Source organism: Cellulophaga geojensis KL-A (assembly GCF_000568425.1).
GTDB classification, from domain to species: Bacteria; Bacteroidota; Bacteroidia; order Flavobacteriales; family Flavobacteriaceae; genus Cellulophaga; species Cellulophaga lytica.
This window is the reverse complement of record NZ_ARZX01000004.1, coordinates 56384-76720: the sequence shown is the minus strand read 5'-3', so window position 1 is coordinate 76720 and position 20337 is coordinate 56384. Positions and strand designations below refer to the sequence as shown.

General features: G+C 32.4%; 17 protein-coding genes. 6 read left to right on the top strand and 11 right to left on the bottom strand.

The features are described 5' to 3' along the window. Positions 1-42 precede the first annotated feature (42 nt). Positions 43-1320 (top strand): tetratricopeptide repeat protein, encoded by a 1278-nt coding sequence (locus tag KLA_RS04885; protein ID WP_034644410.1) that lies wholly within the window; start codon positions 43-45, stop codon positions 1318-1320. Positions 1321-1550: 230 nt separating this feature from the next. After that, positions 1551-1694 carry a hypothetical protein gene (locus KLA_RS18060; RefSeq protein ID WP_013622084.1) on the top strand — a complete coding sequence of 48 codons (144 nt, stop codon included), beginning with the start codon at positions 1551-1553 and terminating at the stop codon, positions 1692-1694. Positions 1695-1850: 156 nt separating this feature from the next. On the opposite strand, the gene KLA_RS04880 is transcribed toward KLA_RS18060, so the two are convergent. The 6 genes from KLA_RS04880 to KLA_RS04855 all read right to left on the bottom strand — a co-directional run bounded on the left by KLA_RS04880 (position 1851) and on the right by KLA_RS04855 (position 8469). Beyond that, the gene (locus KLA_RS04880; RefSeq protein ID WP_034644409.1) at positions 1851-2651 is read right to left on the bottom strand and encodes an anti-sigma factor domain-containing protein; all 801 of its coding nucleotides are present in this window, start codon (positions 2649-2651) and stop codon (positions 1851-1853) included. 4 nt (positions 2652-2655) lie between these two features. Beyond that, complete coding sequence (locus KLA_RS04875; RefSeq protein ID WP_013622086.1) at positions 2656-3186, bottom strand: RNA polymerase sigma factor; 531 nt, start codon at positions 3184-3186, stop codon at positions 2656-2658. Positions 3187-3267: 81 nt separating this feature from the next. Then, the gene (locus tag KLA_RS04870; protein ID WP_034644408.1) at positions 3268-3846 is read right to left on the bottom strand and encodes a superoxide dismutase family protein; all 579 of its coding nucleotides are present in this window, start codon (positions 3844-3846) and stop codon (positions 3268-3270) included. Positions 3847-3952: 106 nt separating this feature from the next. Continuing rightward, positions 3953-4600 carry a hypothetical protein gene (locus KLA_RS04865; RefSeq protein WP_034644406.1) on the bottom strand — a complete coding sequence of 216 codons (648 nt, stop codon included), beginning with the start codon at positions 4598-4600 and terminating at the stop codon, positions 3953-3955. A gap of 53 nt (positions 4601-4653) precedes the next feature. Further along, positions 4654-7860 carry a VPS10 domain-containing protein gene (locus tag KLA_RS04860; RefSeq protein ID WP_034644405.1) on the bottom strand — a complete coding sequence of 1069 codons (3207 nt, stop codon included), beginning with the start codon at positions 7858-7860 and terminating at the stop codon, positions 4654-4656. A 48-nt stretch (positions 7861-7908) separates the two neighbouring features. Next, positions 7909-8469 (bottom strand): PepSY-associated TM helix domain-containing protein, encoded by a 561-nt coding sequence (locus KLA_RS04855; RefSeq protein ID WP_034644403.1) that lies wholly within the window; start codon positions 8467-8469, stop codon positions 7909-7911. Positions 8470-8624: 155 nt separating this feature from the next. Here KLA_RS04855 and KLA_RS04850 point away from each other — a divergent pair, with 155 nt between their 5' ends. Both KLA_RS04850 and KLA_RS04845 read left to right on the top strand, forming a co-directional pair. Beyond that, on the top strand, positions 8625-9752 hold the full coding sequence (locus KLA_RS04850; RefSeq protein ID WP_034644402.1) for a vWA domain-containing protein: 1128 nt from the start codon (positions 8625-8627) through the stop codon (positions 9750-9752). 75 nt (positions 9753-9827) lie between these two features. Next, positions 9828-11294: a hypothetical protein gene (locus tag KLA_RS04845; protein WP_013622092.1), complete on the top strand. Its 1467-nt coding sequence runs from the start codon at positions 9828-9830 to the stop codon at positions 11292-11294. A 1-nt stretch (position 11295) separates the two neighbouring features. Here KLA_RS04845 and KLA_RS04840 read toward each other — a convergent pair whose 3' ends face one another. Continuing rightward, entirely contained in the window at positions 11296-11871 is a 576-nt protein-coding gene (locus tag KLA_RS04840; protein WP_034644400.1) for a YdeI/OmpD-associated family protein, read from the bottom strand. 66 nt (positions 11872-11937) lie between these two features. On the opposite strand from KLA_RS04840, the gene KLA_RS04835 reads away from it, so the two are divergent. Together KLA_RS04835 and KLA_RS04830 are read left to right on the top strand one after the other, a co-directional pair. Next, the gene (locus KLA_RS04835; protein WP_034644399.1) at positions 11938-12516 is read left to right on the top strand and encodes a hypothetical protein; all 579 of its coding nucleotides are present in this window, start codon (positions 11938-11940) and stop codon (positions 12514-12516) included. Between the two features lie 33 nt (positions 12517-12549). After that, positions 12550-15402, top strand: coding sequence for a M16 family metallopeptidase (locus KLA_RS04830; protein ID WP_034644397.1), 2853 nt, complete (start codon positions 12550-12552; stop codon positions 15400-15402). A gap of 88 nt (positions 15403-15490) precedes the next feature. On the opposite strand, the gene KLA_RS04825 is transcribed toward KLA_RS04830, so the two are convergent. The 4 genes from KLA_RS04825 to KLA_RS04810 all read right to left on the bottom strand — a co-directional run bounded on the left by KLA_RS04825 (position 15491) and on the right by KLA_RS04810 (position 20297). Next, complete coding sequence (locus KLA_RS04825; RefSeq protein WP_034644395.1) at positions 15491-17113, bottom strand: M1 family metallopeptidase; 1623 nt, start codon at positions 17111-17113, stop codon at positions 15491-15493. A 121-nt stretch (positions 17114-17234) separates the two neighbouring features. Further along, positions 17235-17699, bottom strand: a complete 465-nt coding sequence (locus KLA_RS04820) for an FKBP-type peptidyl-prolyl cis-trans isomerase (protein WP_034644394.1) — start codon at positions 17697-17699, stop codon at positions 17235-17237. Between the two features lie 69 nt (positions 17700-17768). Next, entirely contained in the window at positions 17769-19106 is a 1338-nt protein-coding gene (locus tag KLA_RS04815) for a M28 family peptidase (protein WP_034644393.1), read from the bottom strand. Between the two features lie 21 nt (positions 19107-19127). Continuing rightward, complete coding sequence (locus KLA_RS04810) at positions 19128-20297, bottom strand: MFS transporter (RefSeq protein WP_034644391.1); 1170 nt, start codon at positions 20295-20297, stop codon at positions 19128-19130. Positions 20298-20337 lie beyond the last annotated feature (40 nt).

Sequence of the window (20337 nt, the reverse complement as noted above, 5' to 3'; positions counted from 1 at the left end):
CCTTTTACTCAACTTATTTTTAACTCTACAAAATTTTAAAAAATGAAAAATTTAGCCTTATTTATACTCTTAATTACTTTTGCTTCTTGTAATTTAGATGGTAATACAACAGTTACAAACGCAGAAGATTATAATGCATTTTTAAAGGTTGATGCAGAAAAAACAACATCAAGACAATATGAGTTGTGGAACTCAAAAATAAAACCAGATAGTATGCAAATTGCCAGTTTTGGTATGGTTGCACAAGAATATAATAGGTATTTTAAAAACACTGGTAAAATAGAATATCTTAAAAAGGCAGAACAATGTTTAGCAAGAGCTGTAGATGTTGCAGCAGTTAATAAAGCAGATTTTTATAGATCATTAGGGCGTAATTATATTTCTCAGCATAGGTTTAAAGAAGCATTGCAAATGGCACTGAAAGCCCAAAAAATGGGCAGTGGAGTAACGCAAACGCAAAGTCTTTTGTTTGATGTATATATGGAGTTAGGCGATTATGATAAAGCAGAGGAAACTTTATCTCTCTTAAAAGATAAAAATAGCTTTGGTTATTTAATTAGAATAGCAAAATGGAAAGACTATAAAGGAGATTTAGATGCTACTATAGCTTATATGGAAAAAGCTAAACAGCTAGCAGAAATGTCTAACAATACCAACTTAAAAATATGGTCTTATACTAATATTGCAGATTATTACGGTCACGCCGGAAGAATTAAAGACTCTTACAATTACTATTTAAAATCTTTAGAATTAGAACCTCATAATGCATATGCTAAAAAGGGAATTGCATGGATTGTTTTTTCATACGAACGAAACCCAACAGAAGCACTACGCATTTTAAACGCAATTACAAAAAGTTATAATGCTCCAGATTATTATTTACTAAAGGCAGAAATTGCAGAATTTCAAGAAAATAAAGTAGAGAAACTTAAAAATATGGATAGGTATGTAAAGGCTGTGGCTAACCCTTCATATGGTGCTATGTACAATGCGTACAATGTTAACTTTTATTTAGATTATACAGATTTGTATAGTAAAGCTTTAGATATCGCTAAAAAAGAAGTGAATAGTAGAAAAACTCCAGAGTCTTATATGTTGCTAGCTCATAGCTTATATAAAAAAGGAGATGTAGCTAATGCTGTTGCTATTATAGAAAAGCATATAGAAGGCAAAACTTTTGAGCCTCATATTTTATACAGTTCTGCAGAAATTTATAAGGCAGCAGGAAAAACAAAAAAAGTAAAAGAATTAAAAGAAGAATTAATAGATGCAATTTATGAATTAGGTCCTAATATGGAGAAAAAAATTGCTCAATTATAATTTATTACAAGTACAACTTTTGTAGAGTTTAGTTGTAGGTTGTTGCTAAAGAGTATCAAAGCACTTGTGTTTTGGTGCTTTTTTATTTATAAAATTTTAAGATTTTTTTATGTTAATATACTAAAACAATAAAATTACAGTTTTAATAAAACCACTTAACCTAAAACTCCGTATGTAGTGAAAATAGGTGCAGCATTATAAATGCAACAACTATTAAAAACATATTTGTTATGGAATATTATTTTTTTACACTTTGGATTGCCGTAATGGCGTTTTATTGCTACAAGTTGTTTGCCGCACACAAATCTTTAAAAAAAGTAGAGTATAATAATGCTCATAAATTAAAAGAAAAACAGATTAAAATACATAAATAGTGTATTCTTTAAACTGATTAAAATATGTTTGTTTAACATTTATTGGTTTTGTTAAATATTAAAGCTCTGTGTTTACAGAGCTTTTTTGTACCCAATATTATGTAATTAAAAAATCCTCTAGAAATAGAGGATTTTTTAATGTATGATAAATAATTTTTATGAGCTAGCGGCTACACCCAATGTGTATAATTGCTCTAGAGTAGGAGACTCGCTACCACCTGCAGGCTCTAAGGTAATACCAAAGGCTTCTGAGTTGTTAGCATTTGCTAAAGCAAATATTTTATTTTCATCTCCTTTAAAGTCTTTAAGTAGTCCTAAGCTAGTTGGAGTTAAAGGATTAAGTTTTAAAGACCATACTTGATACACAAAACCATCTGGTGGCTCTGGTAATCCTTTGGCATCTATAAATACTTTTTGTTCTTTTTTGTTCCAGTATGCTTTTGCATAAGACTCTGGCGAAACTGCTTGTCCGCCTAAAGCAACAACATCTATATTTTTGTCTCTAATTGTATTTAGTAAATCTTGTGTTTCAATTAAAGAATTATTTGCATTATCTATTTTAGATTCTAAGTCAATTTTTTCTTGTGAAACTACTTCTATTTTAGAATCCAAATCTTTATTTTGGTTGTACATCCAAAGCATACCGGCAGATAAAACCACTGCAGCAGCCCAGCCTGTATACGTGGTCCAACCAGATTTTTGTTTTGGTAACTGTACAACTTTAGTATTATCTTCCAAATTTAGCCTACGTTTAATAGCAGTAAACATATTACTATCTAATTTAGGAGAAGCAGATTTGCTAAGTGCTAATATAGAGGCTTCTATGGCTTCTATTTCTTTTTTAAGTTCCGGATGCTGTTCAGCATCATTATGTATTTGCAAGTTTTCTTTTTTAGAAAGTACACCTGCAACATAAAGTTCTAGTTTTCCGGACGCTATGTATTCTTCAATGTTCATATCCCTATCCTAATACATTTTTTCTTAATTGCGATATGCAACTTCTGTTTCTTGTTTTAATAGTACCTAAAGGAATATTTAATTCCTCTGATGCTTCTTTTTGGGTATAGCCTTTAAAGTATAACATTTCTATTATTTGTACACACTTGTCTTTTAAGTTAACTAAAAACTTTTTAACTCCAATGGCATCCATTTTATCATCTAGGTTATTTTTATCTTCTAAGATACTTACGAAGTAATCTGCAGATAGGTTTTGTTTGCTGTTTTTGTGGGATTTAGAACGCACTTCATCTATAGCAGCATTGCGAGCAATGTTTAAAATCCAAGTAAAAAACCTCCCTTTAGATGCATTGTATTTGTCTGCATTATTCCAGATTTTTACAAAAACATCCTGACATATTTCTTGAGATATATCTGAGTTTTTTACAATTGTATTTATTACACCACAGATGTTTTCAGAATACATATCATATAATTTTTCAAAAGCTTTTGGGTCTTTATTCTGAAATTGTATAACTAGGGTCTCTAATTGCATATATTGTATTTACAGTTGTAAGATAATATAAAAAAGCTACATTTTAGTAGCTTTTTTTATAAAGTAATATGTTTGTTTTATTTATTCAATAATTCCTGCGCAACTTACTCTTGCACCAGCATTACCACTAGGTTGAGATGTAAAATCGTCTACACCTTCATGAACTATTATTCCTTTTCCTAGAATATTTTTTTTAGGATCTTCACAACCTAAACACCATTCATTGGTGCTAAATTTAATTTCAGAATTACCGTTATTGTCAGCAATAAAATTACCAATATCTCCTTTATGGTATCCGTCTTTATCTCCCCATTTTCCGTGTTTTTCAAAAGTTGGGTTCCAGTGTCCGCCTGCAGATTTACCATCATCAGAAGAGCAATCTGCTTTTTCGTGAATATGTATGGCGTGTTCACCTTCTTTTAAACCAGTAAGGTTGGCAACCATTGCCACTTTGTTGTTATTTTGGGTAAAGGTAATTTTACCAGTAACATTACTGTTACTTTTAGGCTCCAATGTAATTGTTAGTGTTTTTGATTCCTCATTATCAGGAATTACAGTGGCTTTTGTTGTAGAAGTTTCCTCTGCTTTTTTATTTTGATTTTTACAACTGTATGTAAAACTTATAAAAAGAATTGATAGCGTTACTATTATTTTTTTCATCTTGTTATGGTTTTCAATTAATACAAAATTTTTGCACTAAACTAAGAGTAATACCCTTAAACCGTTAACTCATAAAAAGTAAATGGTAACGCTATCAATAAAAAAATTACTTTTTAGCTAAAAATACTTGACCTTTAATTTCAACCTCGCTCCAAGTTTTGCTTACACCATCTGCACCAGTATGTAAAGCTTCACAAGCTTTGTTTATAGATGCAACTGCGTCTAAAGCATTCCAGTCTTCTAAGTTCATTATACCAGTAAAAGTATATTTATTATCTGCTAATTTTTCTGTTGTTAATGGTACAGTGGCAGTTTCTCCGTTTAAGGTAACTTCTAAACTATTTTTATCACCATCTGTTTTTAAAGTTCCAGAAATTAACTCGGTGTTTTTCATTACTCCAAAAAAGAATTCTAAAATTTTTGGATCTCTTGTTCCTGTACCATCATTGGTAAATAAACTGCTCACAGGTATACTAAATTCTGTACCGTTTAATGCTTCTAAAGCAGTAGCGCCAGTATTAGATTTAGTAATGTTAACAGTTTTAAATGTACCACCTACACCAATTTTATCTGTAGTTTTATATGCCGTAAAACTTGCCTTTGTAGAGTCTGCAATTAATGAGTATTGAGACTCAGTTTCTGCGTGAGAATGATCTGCATTTTCACCCTCATGAGAATGGTCTTTTTTAGCATCTTTACAGCTAAAAGTGGTAACAGCTATTAAGCCTAAACATATTAATTTTATCTTTTTCATAATACTATAATTTAATAAAGTATAAAGGTAAAAAATCTATTACTCTTATCCTTTTAATTAATTGTAAAGGTTTTAATTTCTTTAAAAGAATTGGTTTCTAAATTGCTAATTTTTGCTTTATAAGGATTCCATTTTTCTGTAAAAAATGTATTTGTTTTTTCTAAAGCAGTTTCTAACTCTTTTTGTGCAAATTGCATTAGGTTTTTTTCTGTAACTGTAATTCCGGTTTTTCTACTACGTACGTAACCACCAGCACTCCCAATTCTTTGCATAACTGTAATTTCTGGATTTCTGGTTATACCTTGTCTTTTGTCTATTTTACCAATATAAAGAGCTATAACAGCATCAATTTCTTTAACTATAGTCTTAGAAGCTTTTATTTCTTCTTTATATTTTTCTTTGTTTAAAGTACTTAGGTCTGCTTTATATTTATTGGCAGTATTTTTACTTTCTACCAATTGTTTTACTGCATCTGCTGCAGTTTGGGTATATTTTGCAAGTATTTTATTGGCAGCGTACACTTCTTTAATTGCTGTATTAGAAACGTTTAACCTTGGATCTGACTTTACAGTTAGCATTGTTTCCTCTGTAGTAGTTCCGTAAGTTAATTGTACTTTGTATGTGCCAGGCAATACACGTTGCCCGCTTGGTTCTCTTTTAGATTTGCGTATGCTACGCGATGGTCTTTCTGGCCCTTTTTCAGACATATTCCAATAAAAACGATGTAAACCTGTTTTTTTAGGAGCTTTTACTTTTATAGTACGTATTAACTCATTACCATTAAAAAATTGAAACTGTAATGAATCTTTAGAAACTACACCATCTTTTTTAGCAGGAGTATTTTCTTTTTCTTCCTTTTTGTCATCAGTCTCTGGTTTTTCTGCTTTTTCTTTTTTCTTATAAAAATAGGTTAGCATTGCACCACCTTTTTTATTTTCTCCGTTAAATAACGCGTCTGCACCAAATCTGCTACCTGTAGGTTGTTGGTAAGCTGCTTGGTAGGCAACAGGAGGAGTAAATAAAGCTACATCTTTAGTAAGTACAGTTTTGTTTTTAGCAATAGCTCTTAGAGGTCTAATGTCATCTAAAACCCACGCGGCTCTACCAAAAGTACCAATAACAAGGTCATGCTCTCTTGGATGTATTACTAAATCTTTAGTAGATACGGTTGGGTAACCTTCTGTCCATTTTTGCCATTTGTTACCAGCATCAAAAGAAATGTACAAACCATCATCTGTACCTAAGAATAATAGGTTTGGTGTTTCTGGATCTTCAATAATAGATAACGCATAACTTTTTACATCATTTTCATCTACAATTCTTGTCCAAGTTTTACCATAATTAACGGTTTTGTATACGTAAGGTGTGTAGTTAAACCTGCGGTAATCATTAGCAACCAATAAAGCTTCTCCTTTATTTTTGTTTGATGCTTTAATTTGTGGTATCCAACTACCTTCTGGTAATCCTTTTATGTTTTTGGTTACATCTGTCCAGTTGGCACCGCCATTCTGTGTTACATGTACGCGGCCATCATCTGTACCAACCCATAACATATCTTTTTCTACAGAAGAAGGTTCTATTACTAAAATAGTACAGTGGTTTTCTGCACCGGTAGCATCCATAGTTAAACCTCCACTTTCGCTTTGTTTTTGTTTTTCAGGATCATTAGTGGTTAAATCCGGAGAAATAACCGTCCATGTTAAGCCTTTGTCTGTTGTTTTATGTACAAATTGGCTGCCAAAGTATGCAGTAGAATTATTAAAAGGATCTTGCCCAATTGCAGAATTCCAGTTAAACCTTAATTTAGTTTCAGCATCTGGTGGAGTAGGCTTTACAGAGTAATTGTTCCCTGTTTTCCAATCATATCTAGATACACTTCCTTGCTGACTCATGGTATAGCCAAATTGAGAATCATCTAAGTCTGGTACAACATCAAAACCATCACCAAAAGAAATTTCTTGCCAGTAGCTATTTCGTATACCTTGTGCTCTCCATACAAAAGCAGGTCCGCGCCAAGAGCCATTATCTTGCATACCACCATAAACGTTGTAAGGGTATTCATTATCTACGTTAATATGGTAAAACTGTGCAACAGGTAAATTGCCAATAAATCGCCAAGATTTACCGCCGTCTTTGGTAATATTTAGTCCACCATCATTACCATCCATCATAAACTGTCCGTTTTCTGGGTGTATCCACCACGCGTGATGATCTGGATGTACGCCATTATCTGCACCATAAGCTGGCATTAATTGGCTAAAGTTTTTTCCGCCATCTTCAGATACATTTATATAAGTAAAAACAGAATATACTCTGTTTTCATTCTGTGGATCTACATAAATTTCTGAGTAATAAAAAGGTCTATTTCCTATATCAGACTTATCATTAATTTTTTTCCATTTAAAACCACCGTCAGTAGATTTGTATAATGCATTTTTTTTAGCTTCTACCAATGCATAAACTACATTAGGTTTGTTGCGTGCAATAGCAATACCTATTCGACCAAGTTCACCTTTTGGAAGTCCGTCTTCTTCAGTAATTTTTTTCCAATTTTTACCACCATCATGTGTCATATATAAACCACTACCAACACCACCAGATTTAAAAAACCAAGGATCTCTTTTGTGTTCCCACATAGCAGCAATAAGCTTGTTTGGGTTTGTAGGATCCATAACCAAATCTGCCACACCAGATTTGTTATTGGTAAATAGTATTTTTTTCCAAGTAATACCACCATCTGTTGTTTTAAAAACACCACGTTCTGGGTGCTCTCCCCAAGGAGAACCAATTGCACCAGCGTAAACAATGTTTGGGTTTGTTGGGTCTATTACAATTCTATGTATATGTCTGGTTTTTTCTAAGCCCATTGGCAACCAGCTTTTACCGCCATCTAAAGACTTGTAAATGCCATAACCACCATTTAAACTGTTTCTAGGGTTACCTTCTCCTGTACCTACCCAAATTACAGAAGGGTTGCTTTGTTGTATGGCAACAGCACCAACAGAAGCGGTAACTTCTTTATCAAAAATAGGATCCCATTTTATACCTCCAGAGGTAGATTTCCATAATCCACCAGAGGCTGTACCTGCATAAATAATATCAGGATTACTGTGCACAGCATCTATAGCAGTTACACGGCCGCTCATACCTCCAGGGCCAATGTTTCGTGGTTTTAAATCCTGTACATAGTCCATTTTAAAGTCTTGTGCAGACAAGCACAAAACAGCAAAAAAGAATAAAAGTGAGTGTAGTTTTTTCATTTTTTAGAGTTGTTAGTTGATTTTAAAAATAAGTAATATTGATTTAAGTTATTGATTATTAGTGGTCTTTATTTTTTTTATTTTCTTAGGGTTTATCCATAATATAATGCCACTTATACTAATAAATATGAGCCCTAAAGCAAGTATGGTAGAATATAAAAGCTTAAATATTGATGCATCATTTTTTATAAAATAATCTACAATAGATCCATCGTGTATCATTTCTATAATAGTATCTGTACGTTGCTTTACAGATACAACTTTGCCTGTATAGCAGTTAATTTGTAACTCTGTAAAATGCTCATCAAACCTAATTTTAGCTATACCTTTTTTTGGTCTGTAATCTATACGGTCTATTAGTGTAGATAATTGTAAAGAATCTACATACGCTATGGCATTTTTTTCAATGGTTTCTAAAGAAACAAGGGTATGGTTTTTTGTAGTTATTTTATGGGTAGCAGGTTTTAAGTAAAGTTCGCTTTTCCAGGCAAGCAAAGCTCCTGTAGCACTTATAATTAATATAAAAGCAACCAAAATTATAGCTACAGTTTTATGTAGATTTCTGTATAAACGAGTGCTTTTTGCGAGTTTGTTAATCTTAATTTTCAATAGGAACTTATTTAAAGTTTCCGAAAATAACGAAAACCGCACTAAAATTTCATAATAATATGTTAACAAAGCAAGCTTACATTTAGCAAACATTTAATACAAATAGGTTTTTTGAAAACAGAAGTTTATTGAAAAAGCCGTATTTTTATACTTGTATGAAGAATGATAAAATAAACAGAAAAGGTTTTGTATTTAAGCAATACAAAGCCCCTTCACAAACTCCGTTTGAAAAGCTTTTTGAGATTTTTAAAGAGCTAATTACACATACATCTGGAGATTTTGATGAAGCTATAGATTGGTTGCGGGAGTTAGATAAAGAATATAAGCTTACCACAGAAGATTATACTATTGATGATTTTATAGAAGATCTAAAAGCTAAAGGCTACATTAGAGAAGAAATAAAGCCAGATGGTAGTAATGGTACAACAATTACAGCTAAAACTGAAAGAGCAATAAGGCAGGCTGCATTAGATCAAATCTTTGGAAAAATAAAACGTAGCGGTTCTGGTAACCATAAAAGCAAAGGTGTTGGAGCTGGTGATGAGCATACTGGAGACTTTAGAAATTACCAATTTGGAGATGCCTTAGATAAAGTGTCTATGACAGAAAGTCTACGTAACGCACAAGTAAATAACGGTATTGGTGACTTTAGGTTAACGGAAGATGATTTAGTGGTTGAAGAAACTATGCATAAATCGCAAATGAGTACTGTACTTATGATAGATATTAGCCATAGTATGATTCTCTATGGCGAAGACCGTATTACCCCTGCTAAAAAAGTTGCAATGGCCTTGGCAGAATTAATTACCACGCGTTACCCAAAAGATACATTAGATATTCTTGTTTTTGGTAATGATGCTTGGCCTATAAAAATTGCAGATTTACCATATTTACAAGTTGGTCCTTACCATACAAATACTGTTGCTGGTTTGCAATTGGCAATGGATTTACTCCGAAGAAAACGTAACACCAACAAACAAATTTTTATGATAACAGATGGTAAGCCTAGTTGTTTGCAAATGCCAGATGGTACATATTATAAAAATAGTGTTGGTTTAGATGAGAACATTATAAATAAATGCTACGGTATGGCGCAACAAGCAAGAAAGTTACATATACCTATAACAACGTTTATGATAGCCCAAGATCCTTATTTAATGCAATTTGTAAGGGAGTTTACACAAGCAAACCAAGGAAAAGCATTTTATACAGGTTTAAAAGGACTTGGAGAAATGATTTTTGAAGATTACGAAACCAATAGAAAAAAACGAATTAAAGGATAAAAAGAATAAAGAGAATAGAAATAAGATAATTACAATTAAGTCAATTTTCTATAATCTCTTTTCTAAAAATAGAATATGAAAATAGATACAATTAAAACACTAGGCGATTTAAAAAAAGCTGGATACCAAAGTAAATCTATAAAAGATGAGTTACGAGATAATTTAATAGAAAAAGTTAAAAATAAAGAAGCAACATTTACAGGTATTCACGGGTATCAAAATACTGTTATACCAGAATTAGAGCGTGCTATACTTTCTAGACATAACATAAACTTATTGGGTTTACGTGGGCAAGCAAAAACTCGTTTGGCTAGGTTAATGCTTAATTTACTAGATGAATATATACCAGTGGTAAAAGGATCTGAAATTAATGACGATCCCTTACAACCAATTTCTAGATATGCTGTAGAACTTATTAAAGAAGAGGGAGACAATACACCCATTACTTGGCTACACAGAAGTGAACGTTTTGCAGAAAAATTAGCAACACCAGATGTTACTGTTGCAGATATTATTGGAGATGTAGACCCTATAAAAGCAGCCAATTTAAAACTTAGTTATGCTGATGATAGAGTAATACATTACGGAATGATACCACGTGCAAACCGTTGTATTTTTGTTATTAATGAGCTACCAGATTTACAAGCAAGAATACAAGTTGCACTATTTAATATTTTACAAGAAGGAGATATACAAATTAGAGGTTTTAAATTACGTTTGCCTTTAGATATGCAATTTGTTTTTACAGCAAATCCAGAAGATTATACAAACCGTGGTAGTATAGTTACGCCGTTAAAAGACAGAATAGGCTCACAGATTTTAACTCATTACCCAGAAGACATAGAAACTGCTAAAATTATTACAGCACAAGAAGCTAAGTTAGATAGTAGACAGTCTGAGGCTGTTATGGTTCCAGAACTAGCAAAAGAACTGTTAGAACAAATTGTTTTTGAAGCTCGTAAAAGCGAATATATAGATGCTAAAAGTGGTGTAAGTGCAAGGTTAAGCATTACTGCTTTTGAAAACTTATTAAGTACAGCAGAGCTTAGAGCTTTAAAAACTGGTGATGATAAAACAACAGTTAGACTTAGTGATTTTATAGGCATTATACCAGCAATAACTGGTAAGGTAGAGTTGGTTTATGAGGGTGAGCAAGAAGGTGCAGCAAGTGTAGCTTATAACCTAATTGGTGATGCGGTACAAACATTGTTTCCAGAGTATTTTCCTAAAATTGAAAAACTTAAAAAACAAGAAGATGTTAGTCCGTATGACAGTGTAGTGTCTTGGTTTTTTAATAACGAAGCTGGTTTTGAGCTTTTAGATGATTTAAGAGATAAAGAGTATAAAAATATGTTAGATGCCGTTTCTCCTTTAGATGATTTGTTAGGGGAGCACCAGCCTAAGTTAAAAAAAGAAGAAAGTTATTTTGTAAAAGAGTTTATACTTTGGGGCTTGGTACAGTTTAAGCAATTAAGCAAATACAGATTTACAGAAGGTATACAGTTTAAAGATCCTTATAGTAGTTATATAAGCGGTTTGTAATTTACCATGTATTTCTAGATTTTATATTAGCATCGCAGAGTTTAATTATCTCTGCGATTCTTTTTTGCTTTGTTTCTTCTCTTTTTGCTTGGTTTAAATAATACAAGTAGCCTTTTTTGTATGATGGTGCAAAACTATTGTAATTATTAAAAGCATTAGGGTTTTTATCAAAAGCTTCTTGTAAATTAGTAGGTATAACTCCGTTTTCTACATCGTCTAAACTATTCCATGAACCATTTTCTTTAGCTATTTCTATACTTTCTAAACCACTTTTATGCATTAAATTACTTGCAATTAGTGTGTTTATATGTGTTTTATTAACCTTACTCCACACGCTTTTAGGTTTTCTAGGACAAAAATATTGTCTTCTTTTACCCTCACCTAAGCTTTTAACAGTACTGTCTATCCAGCCAAAACAAAGTGCAACTTTTACAGCATCTTCCCAACGCATACTTTGCTTTTTATGATCTACTTTATAAAGTATTAAATGTATACCAGTATTTGTATTGTGGTTTTCTAGTAGCCAAGCTCTCCATTCGGTTGTAGTTTTAAAATAGAACTCCTCTGTATTAGCCATTTTTAGTTTGGTGATACTTTAGTATAAAGATTGATGTATATTTATATCCAAAAATAGCCAAAAAATATGCAACGTAATTACATCTCTATTATTTTAACCTTTGTATTTATAACCTTTATGAATGCACAGGAGCAGTCTAAAAAGGACTTACCCTATTATCAAATACCAGAGTCACCTAAAGAGTTTACAGCAGGCACAGTAGCAGCAAGGACTATAGATGCTTTGGGTTTTAGATATTATTGGGCAACAGAAGGGTTACGTTCTCAAGATTTAGCTTACAAACCCAATAAAGAGGGGAGAAGTACTGGTGAAACTGTAGATCATATTTATGGTTTATCTAAAATGATTTTAAAAACAACTAGTTTAAAGGTTAATGAAGATAAAAACCAAGAACTAACTTTTGAAGAAAAAAGAAAACGTACTCTAGAGAACTTTAAAAAAGTTAGTGACATATTAAAAAATGCAACCAACTTAGAAGAACATAAGTTGGTGTTTAATAAAAATTTTAAGCTTCCGTTTTGGAATGCTATTAATGGGCCTATAACAGATGCAATATGGCATAGCGGACAAATAGTTGTTATGAGAAGATCATCTGGAAACCCAATGCCAAAAGGCGTAAATGTATTACTGGGAACAAAAAAATAATTACATAACTTAAAACTAATTCATCAATAAAAAATGAGAAAATTACAATCTTTTTTGGCAGCAGTAACCGTGTTGCTTGTATTCTCTTGCAAGGAGAAAACAGAAAAAACATCAGAAGAAATAGCAAAAACAGAATTTAAGGTAGATTTTGAAAAGTTTACACTGGATAATGGTTTACAAGTTATTTTTCATATTGATAGATCTGACCCTGTAGTTGCAGTAGCATTAACTAGCCACGTAGGATCTGCACGTGAAAAAGTAGGCAGAACAGGATTTGCACACTTATTTGAACACTTACTTTTTTTAGAGTCAGAAAACCTTGGAAAAGGCGGTTTAGATAAAATGAGTGCACGTATTGGTGGCTCTGGTGCAAATGGATCTACAAGTAGAGACCGCACCAATTATTACCAAACGGTTCCTAAAGATGCTTTAGAAAAAATGATTTGGGCAGAAGCAGATAAGCTAGGATTTTTTATAAATACTGTTACTGAGCCTGTTTTGGCTAAAGAGAAAGAGGTTGTAAAAAATGAAAAAAGACAACGTGTAGATAACAATCCTTATGGGCACGTTAATTATGTGCAAACAAAAGCATTGTACCCAGAAGGTCACCCGTATAGTTGGACGGTTATTGGATCTTTAGAAGACTTACAAAATGCTACTTTGCAAGATGTAAAAGATTTTTACAACAAATGGTATGTTCCTAACAATGTTACATTAACTATTGCTGGTGATTTTGATAAGAGCCAAGCAAAAGAATGGGTTAAAAAGTATTTTGATGAAATTAAAAAAGGGGATGATATACCGGCTTTAGAAAAACAGCCTGTTACTTTGGCAGAAACTAAAAAGTTGTATTATGAAGATAACTTTGCGCGCTTACCACAATTGTCTTTAACGTGGCCTTCTGTACCAGAGTTTCATAAAGATGCGTATGCTTTAGACGTACTATCATCTTATTTGGCATATGGCAAAAAAGCACCTTTGTATAAGATTTTAGTAGAAGATAAAAAATTAACAGACGGTGTACGTATGTACAATTACTCATCTGAACTTGCAGGAGAGTTAACATTATCTGTTACTGCTTTTGATACTACAGAGCTTACAAGTGTAAATAGTGCTATACAAGATGCTTTTGCTTTATTTGAAAAAGAAGGAATTTCTGATGCAGATATTAGAAGAATAAAAGCAAAACAAGAAACAAGTTTTTACAATTCGCTTTCTAGTGTTTTAGGTAAAGGTTTTCAATTGGCTCAATATGAGATTTTTGCTGGAGACCCTGGCTATGTTACTGAAGATGTAAAAAATATTTTGGCTGTAACTAAAGAAGATGTTATGCGTGTGTATAATACGTATATTAAAAATAAAAATTTGGTGGCAGTTAGTGCTGTACCTAAAGGGCAAGCTTCTTTAGTTTTAGATGGTTCTACTAAAGCAGAGGTTGTAGAAGAAAAAATTGTTGACGGTAAAGAAAGTACTTTTGACCCCAGTATTGTTGCTACTTACGAGAAAACACCTTCTAGCTTTGATCGTAGTGTGGAACCTCCTTATGGTGAGAGTCCAGATGTAATTGTACCAGAAGTATATAAAAAGGAGCTTTCATCTGGTATTAAAGTATTTGGAATAGAAAATAATGAAGTGCCACTGGTAACGTTTAATTTTAGAATTAACGGTGGTATGCTGTTAGAAGACAAAAATAAAATAGGTGTTTCTAATTTATTAGCATCTATGTTAACCAAAGGAACAAAAAACAAAACTCCTGAAGAGTTAGAAAATGCTATACAAACATTAGGAGCAAGTATTAGCGCATCTGCTAGCGACCAGTATATTACTATTTCTGGTAATTGTTTGGCTAAAAACTACACAAAAGTAATAGAGCTGGTAAATGAAATTATTTTAGAACCACGTTGGGACTCTAAAGAGTTTGATTTGCTTAAACAGAGTACTATTAGTCAACTGCAAAGAGCACAAGCTAACCCTAATAGTATAGCTAGAGATCAGTTTTACAAAGTATTGTATGGTAATAATAATATTTTATCTAATAACAATGCAGGTACAACAACAACTGTAAAAGCAATTACGTTGCAAGACTTAAAAGAGTATTACAGTGCAAATATTTCCCCTAAAGTTACTAGTTTTCATATTGTAGGAGATATTACAACACCAAATGCAATAGCATCTTTAAAAACCTTAAATACAAAATGGGAACAAAAAGATGTAAATGTACCAACGGTAATTGCTGCTAAAACACCAGAAAATGCTAAAGTATATTTTTACAATGTGCCAAACGCTAAACAATCTGTTCTTTTATTTGGAGCACCTGCAATTGCAGCAACAGATAAAGACTTTTATTCGGCACAGGTAATGAATTATAGACTTGGAGGCGGTAGTTTTGCATCTCAATTAACACAGGAGCTTAGAGAAGGTAAAGGGTATACATACGGAGTACGATCTAGCTTTAGTGGTGGTAAAACATCTGGTTTATTTACTGTTTCTAGTGGTGTGCGTACTAACGTAACTTATGAGGCTTCTCAGCTAGTTAAAGATATTATGAGTAATTATAGTGAGGGGTACAACCAAAACGATTTGGAAGTATCTAAAGGTTATATGATAAAAAGCAATGCCAGAGCTTTTGAAACTATGGGGTCTAAATTAAATATGTTAGAAAACATTAGTATGTATAACTACCCAGTAGACTATGCTAAGCAAAGAGAAAATAGTGTAAAAAATATGTCTGTAGAAGATGTAAAAAAATTAGCAGACAAATATGTTAACCCAGATAAAATGATTTACTTAATTGTAGGTGATGCTAAAACACAGCTTAATAAACTTAATAAATTAGGATATGGTGAACCAGAATTGCTAAATCCTGATGAGGTTTTAAAAGACTAACTATTGGTTTATATACTATTTTAAAAAAATCCGCTTTACAATGTGTAAAGCGGATTTTTTTATTTCTTAGTTTTAAAAATACTGTAGTTTATATTTTTTTTAGATTGATGTAAAAATTAGGATCAAAAATAACACTAGCATTTTTAGAAGAAACTTTAGTTGTTTTCCAGTCTGCAGAAGGAAAAACCCATTGCTCTTTATCATCTATTTTTACTTTTAAAGGCATATCAAAATCAGCTACAATATTTGTATATCTATACTGTAAGCTATTACCTTTAATTTTATATTCTAAAGTTGGTATGCGTACATCTCTTAAATACTGATTAAAAAAAGTTGATAAATCTTTACCGGATTGGTGACTTAAGTAATCTTCAATTTGTTCTGTAGTTACAACAGAATGGTAAAAATCTTTATTTAATCCTCTTAAAATACGTCTCCATTTTTCATCATTATCTACCAATTGTCTTAGTGTGTGTATCATATTAGCACCTTTAAAATACATATCGCCAGATCCTTCATCGTTTACATCATAATTACCAATAATAGGAGAATCATTAGCAATATTTCTTCGTAAACCAATAATGTATTCATTAGCTGCTTGGGTACCATAATAATAGTCTAAAAAGATGCTTTCAGAATAGGTAGTGAAACTCTCGTGTATCCACATATCTGCTATATCTTTATTGGTAATGTTATTAGCAAACCACTCGTGACCAGATTCGTGAATAATTAAATAATCAAACTTTATTCCCCAACCAGAACCAGAAAAGTCGTTTCCTTTATATCCTTTCATATAATTATTACCATAGGTAACAGAACTTTGGTGTTCCATTCCTAAATACGGAGCTTCAACCAATTTATAGCCATCTTCATAAAAAGGATAAGGACCAAACCAATGCTCAAAAGCTTTCATCATTTTAGGAGCATCTTTAAAATGTACTTTAGCTTTTTCTAAGTTATCACGTAAAACATAATAATCCATTGTTAACGGACCTTTTTCACCATTGTAAACTTCAGAAAAATGTACATAATCTCCTATGTTTACATTTACACCATAATTGTTAATTGGGTTTTTAACTACCCAATGAGATGTTACAGTATTAGCGTGTTCTTCAATTTTCTCTAGCCTTCCGTTAGATATGTTAGATAGTCCTTTTGGGTTAGTAACACTAATGCGCATACTGTCTACCTCGTCATACATATGATCTTTGTTTGGCCACCAAACACTGGCACCTAAACCTTGGCAAGATGTAGCTACAAATGGCTTGCCGTTTTTGTCTTTTGACCAAGAAAAACCACCATCCCAAGGAGCATTTACAGCTTCTTTAGGGTTACCCTCATAATACACCACAATTTGGTTAACAGCACCAATTTCTTGTTTTTGCTTTAATTTTATAAAATGCGCATTAGTTGCTGAGGTAAATTTTAACTTTTTACCTTTTTGTGTCACTTTGGTAATTTTTAACGGAGGTTGTAAGTCTACCTGCAGTACTTGGTTTTTATCTAAAACAGTATATTTAATGGTATTTTTACCAGAAATGTATTTTTTAGCAGGGTCTACTGTTACATCTAAATGGTAGTAATTTAAATCCCACCAAGCACGTTCTGGAGTTATACTACCACGTAAAGTATCAGTTTTTGTAAATGTTTTTTGAGCATACACACCATTAGATAGGAGTAGAATAACACAAATTAATAAAGCTTTTTTCATAAAAGTAGTTTGTTAGTAGTACAAATATATATTTATCTATAAATGTAATAAAAAGAAAAAGCCATTAAATAGTTTCCTAATTAATGGCTTCTGTGCTATTATTATTATTATTATTATAAGTTTAGTTTACACTTAAAAGATTAATATCAAAAATTAAAACCGAACCTCCTGGTATAGGACCATAATCATTACTGCCGTACCCCAATCTAGACGGTACTAATAAAATACCACTACCACCTTCTTTAAAATAGGTAATACCTTCTGTCCAACCAGCAATTACTTGCTGTAGGTTAAAAGAAATTCCGTTAGCATCACTCTCATCAAAAGTACTTCCGTCTGTAAAATATCCTTTATAAGCTACAGTAACATCAGATGTTGCGGTTGGTCTAATACCATTACCTTCATCATTAATTACGTAATACAAGCCACTTTCACTTTTTAAGGCTGTTAGGTTATTTTTTTCTATGTAGTCTTTAATCTCTTCTTCATTTTGAGCTGTATAATCTACAGGCTCTTTAAAAGTGGTGTCATCGTTTTTACAAGAAATAAATAAGGTAAAAACAACTATTAGAATTCCGTATTTCATTTATAATTTTTTTAAGCTGAGCAAATATAGGTGTTTAACTTTACCTATAATTTTAAAAATAAGTTAATGTTATCTCATTATTTCATTAGGAAAAACAACAACACTCTCAAAGCCATCTTTAGCAACAGCTGCAACACCAAAAAATGAATTGTCTATTACAATACCGTCTAAAGTTTGCTCTGTAACATTACCAACATATTTGCTATTATCCCAAGTAGGAGAGGTGGTGTCTCTCCAATATATTTTATACCCAACAGCACCGTCTACAGGAGACCATTTTAATTTAGCAGAAGCCTCTACAATACCACCAATTTTAACTGTTTTTGGAGAAGGTGGCGCCCATGCTAAATTTGCCATAGTTATGGCATTTACAGCTGTTAGTTTTTTAGCGTAACCAAAGTTAACGTGTTCTACAACATCACCATAAGCAATACCATTTTCTGTTCTAATGTCTTGGTGTTGTTGCGTATAGTTTTCATGAGCCTCCATTATACGTATACCAGGAAAACCAAGGTCGTTAAAAGGCCTGTGATGACCACCTCTACCAAACCTATCTAACCTGTAAATCATCATTGGGTTCATTTCTGGCATATATGTTTTTACATTTTTATGAATGTAACGTGCCAATTGACGTGATATACCATCTACTTCACCACCATAAAAACGTCTTGCCTTGCGTTGTCTTTCTGTTTCGTTAGCAGGTACTGGTTCAGAAAAAATTCTAAAATCTCTATTACTAATTACACCGTCTACACCTTTAATATTCCCAATCATATCATTGTTAAGAATACCAATAATTTCCCAATTTTTATCTTTAGCATATTTAGCTAATCCTGCACCACCAAACAAGCCTTGTTCTTCACCGGAAAGACCTACGTAAATAATACTGTTTTCAAATTTATATTTTGATAAAACACGTGCTGCTTCCATTGTGCCAGCCATACCGCTAGCATTGTCATTTGCACCGGGAGCATCTGTAGTAAAATCCATAGTATCGCTAGCGCGTGAGTCTATATCACCACTCATAATTATATACCTGTTGGGGTATTTTGTGCCTTTTTGTATGGCAACAACATTAACAACCCACGCATCATGTGGTACTCTACTGTTTCCTTTTTTTGTCACAAAATCTTTCTGATAAAATACATTTAAACAATTGTTGCATTCGGTAGACATTTTGTCAAATTCAGATTTTATCCACCTTCTTGCTGCTCCAATACCTCTTGTGTTAGAAACCGTATCACTAAAGGTGTTACGTGTGCCAAAGTTTGCTAGTGTAGTAATATCATTTTTAATGCGTTCTTTAGATACTGCATTAATAATATCATAAATTTTAGAATTTGTTTGTGCGCTAATTGCCATTGCGCTAAATATACAAAGGAGTAGTAGTAATTTTTTAAAAGCCATTTTAGTTAGTTATTATGAGTGTTAGTTTTTATTTTTTTTTGATAAAAGAGTATACAAACCAATTGCAGGTCCAATTCCTAAAAATAAGAAAATTAGTGATACATTAATTTTAGTGCTTAGGTATGATAAAAGCTGAATACTTAAAATACTAATTGCAAAACCTATAGAGTTTACAACTGTTAATGCTGTACCTTTTAGTTCTGCTGGCGCAGATTGTGCTACCAGGCTAGAAAACTGAGGAGAATCTGCTGTAACTGCCATTCCCCAAACACACCAACCAACAAAAAAGAATAGTATAGGTAGGTTGAATAACAAAGGGGATAAAAAGCAAAACAAACCAGAGATTAATAATGCTGTAATTGCAATTTTAGAACTGCCATATTTTTTAGATAATGTACCGCCAATAGCACAGGATACAGCTCCTAAAGCTATAACCACAAAAGTAAATATAGGAACGGAATAGGTGGTGTTTTGTATATTATTAATTGTTTTTAATGCTAAAGGCGTAAAAGCCCAAAAGGCATACAATTCCCACATATGACCAAAGTAGCCAACTGCAGATTTATAAAAAGCAGTGTTTTTAAATAAACCTAAGCCTGCTTTAATTTGTAGTTTGGCACTACGTTTTCTATAAGGGCCATTAGGTACCAACAAAACAACTATTGTCCCTCCTAATAGCGCTAAAATAGATGTTGCTGAAAGTATGGTTTGGTAATTGCCTCCCCAATTTAATCCGCTAATTAAAAAAGGAAAAGCAGTACCAAGTACTAAGGCACCAACTAAGAAGCCTAAAGCTTTACCTAGTCCGTTTTTATAATAGTCTGCAGCTATTTTCATACCAACAGGGTATATGCCAGCTAAAAAAAAGCCAGTGCCAAAACGTGCAGCTAATATATGCCACTTTGTTATAACCTCTGCTAACAAGCTAAAGTTACAAAGGGCAGCAAAAAGTGCACATATAGCAAAAACTTTTGATGGTGAAAAGCGGTCTGCAATCATTAACAAGGCAAAAACTAAAGTGCCTAAAATAAACCCTAGTTGTACAGAAGACAGTACATAACCAATTATACTAGCTCCTAAACCAGTTTTTAAAGCTAAATCATCTACAATAGCATTACCAGCAAACCATAATGATGTACAGGCAAATTGAGATGCTATAAGTAAAGGCAGGATTAATTTTTTCCTTGTCAAGCTATTAATTTTAAGTTTTAGGTTGGTCGTACAAAAATAC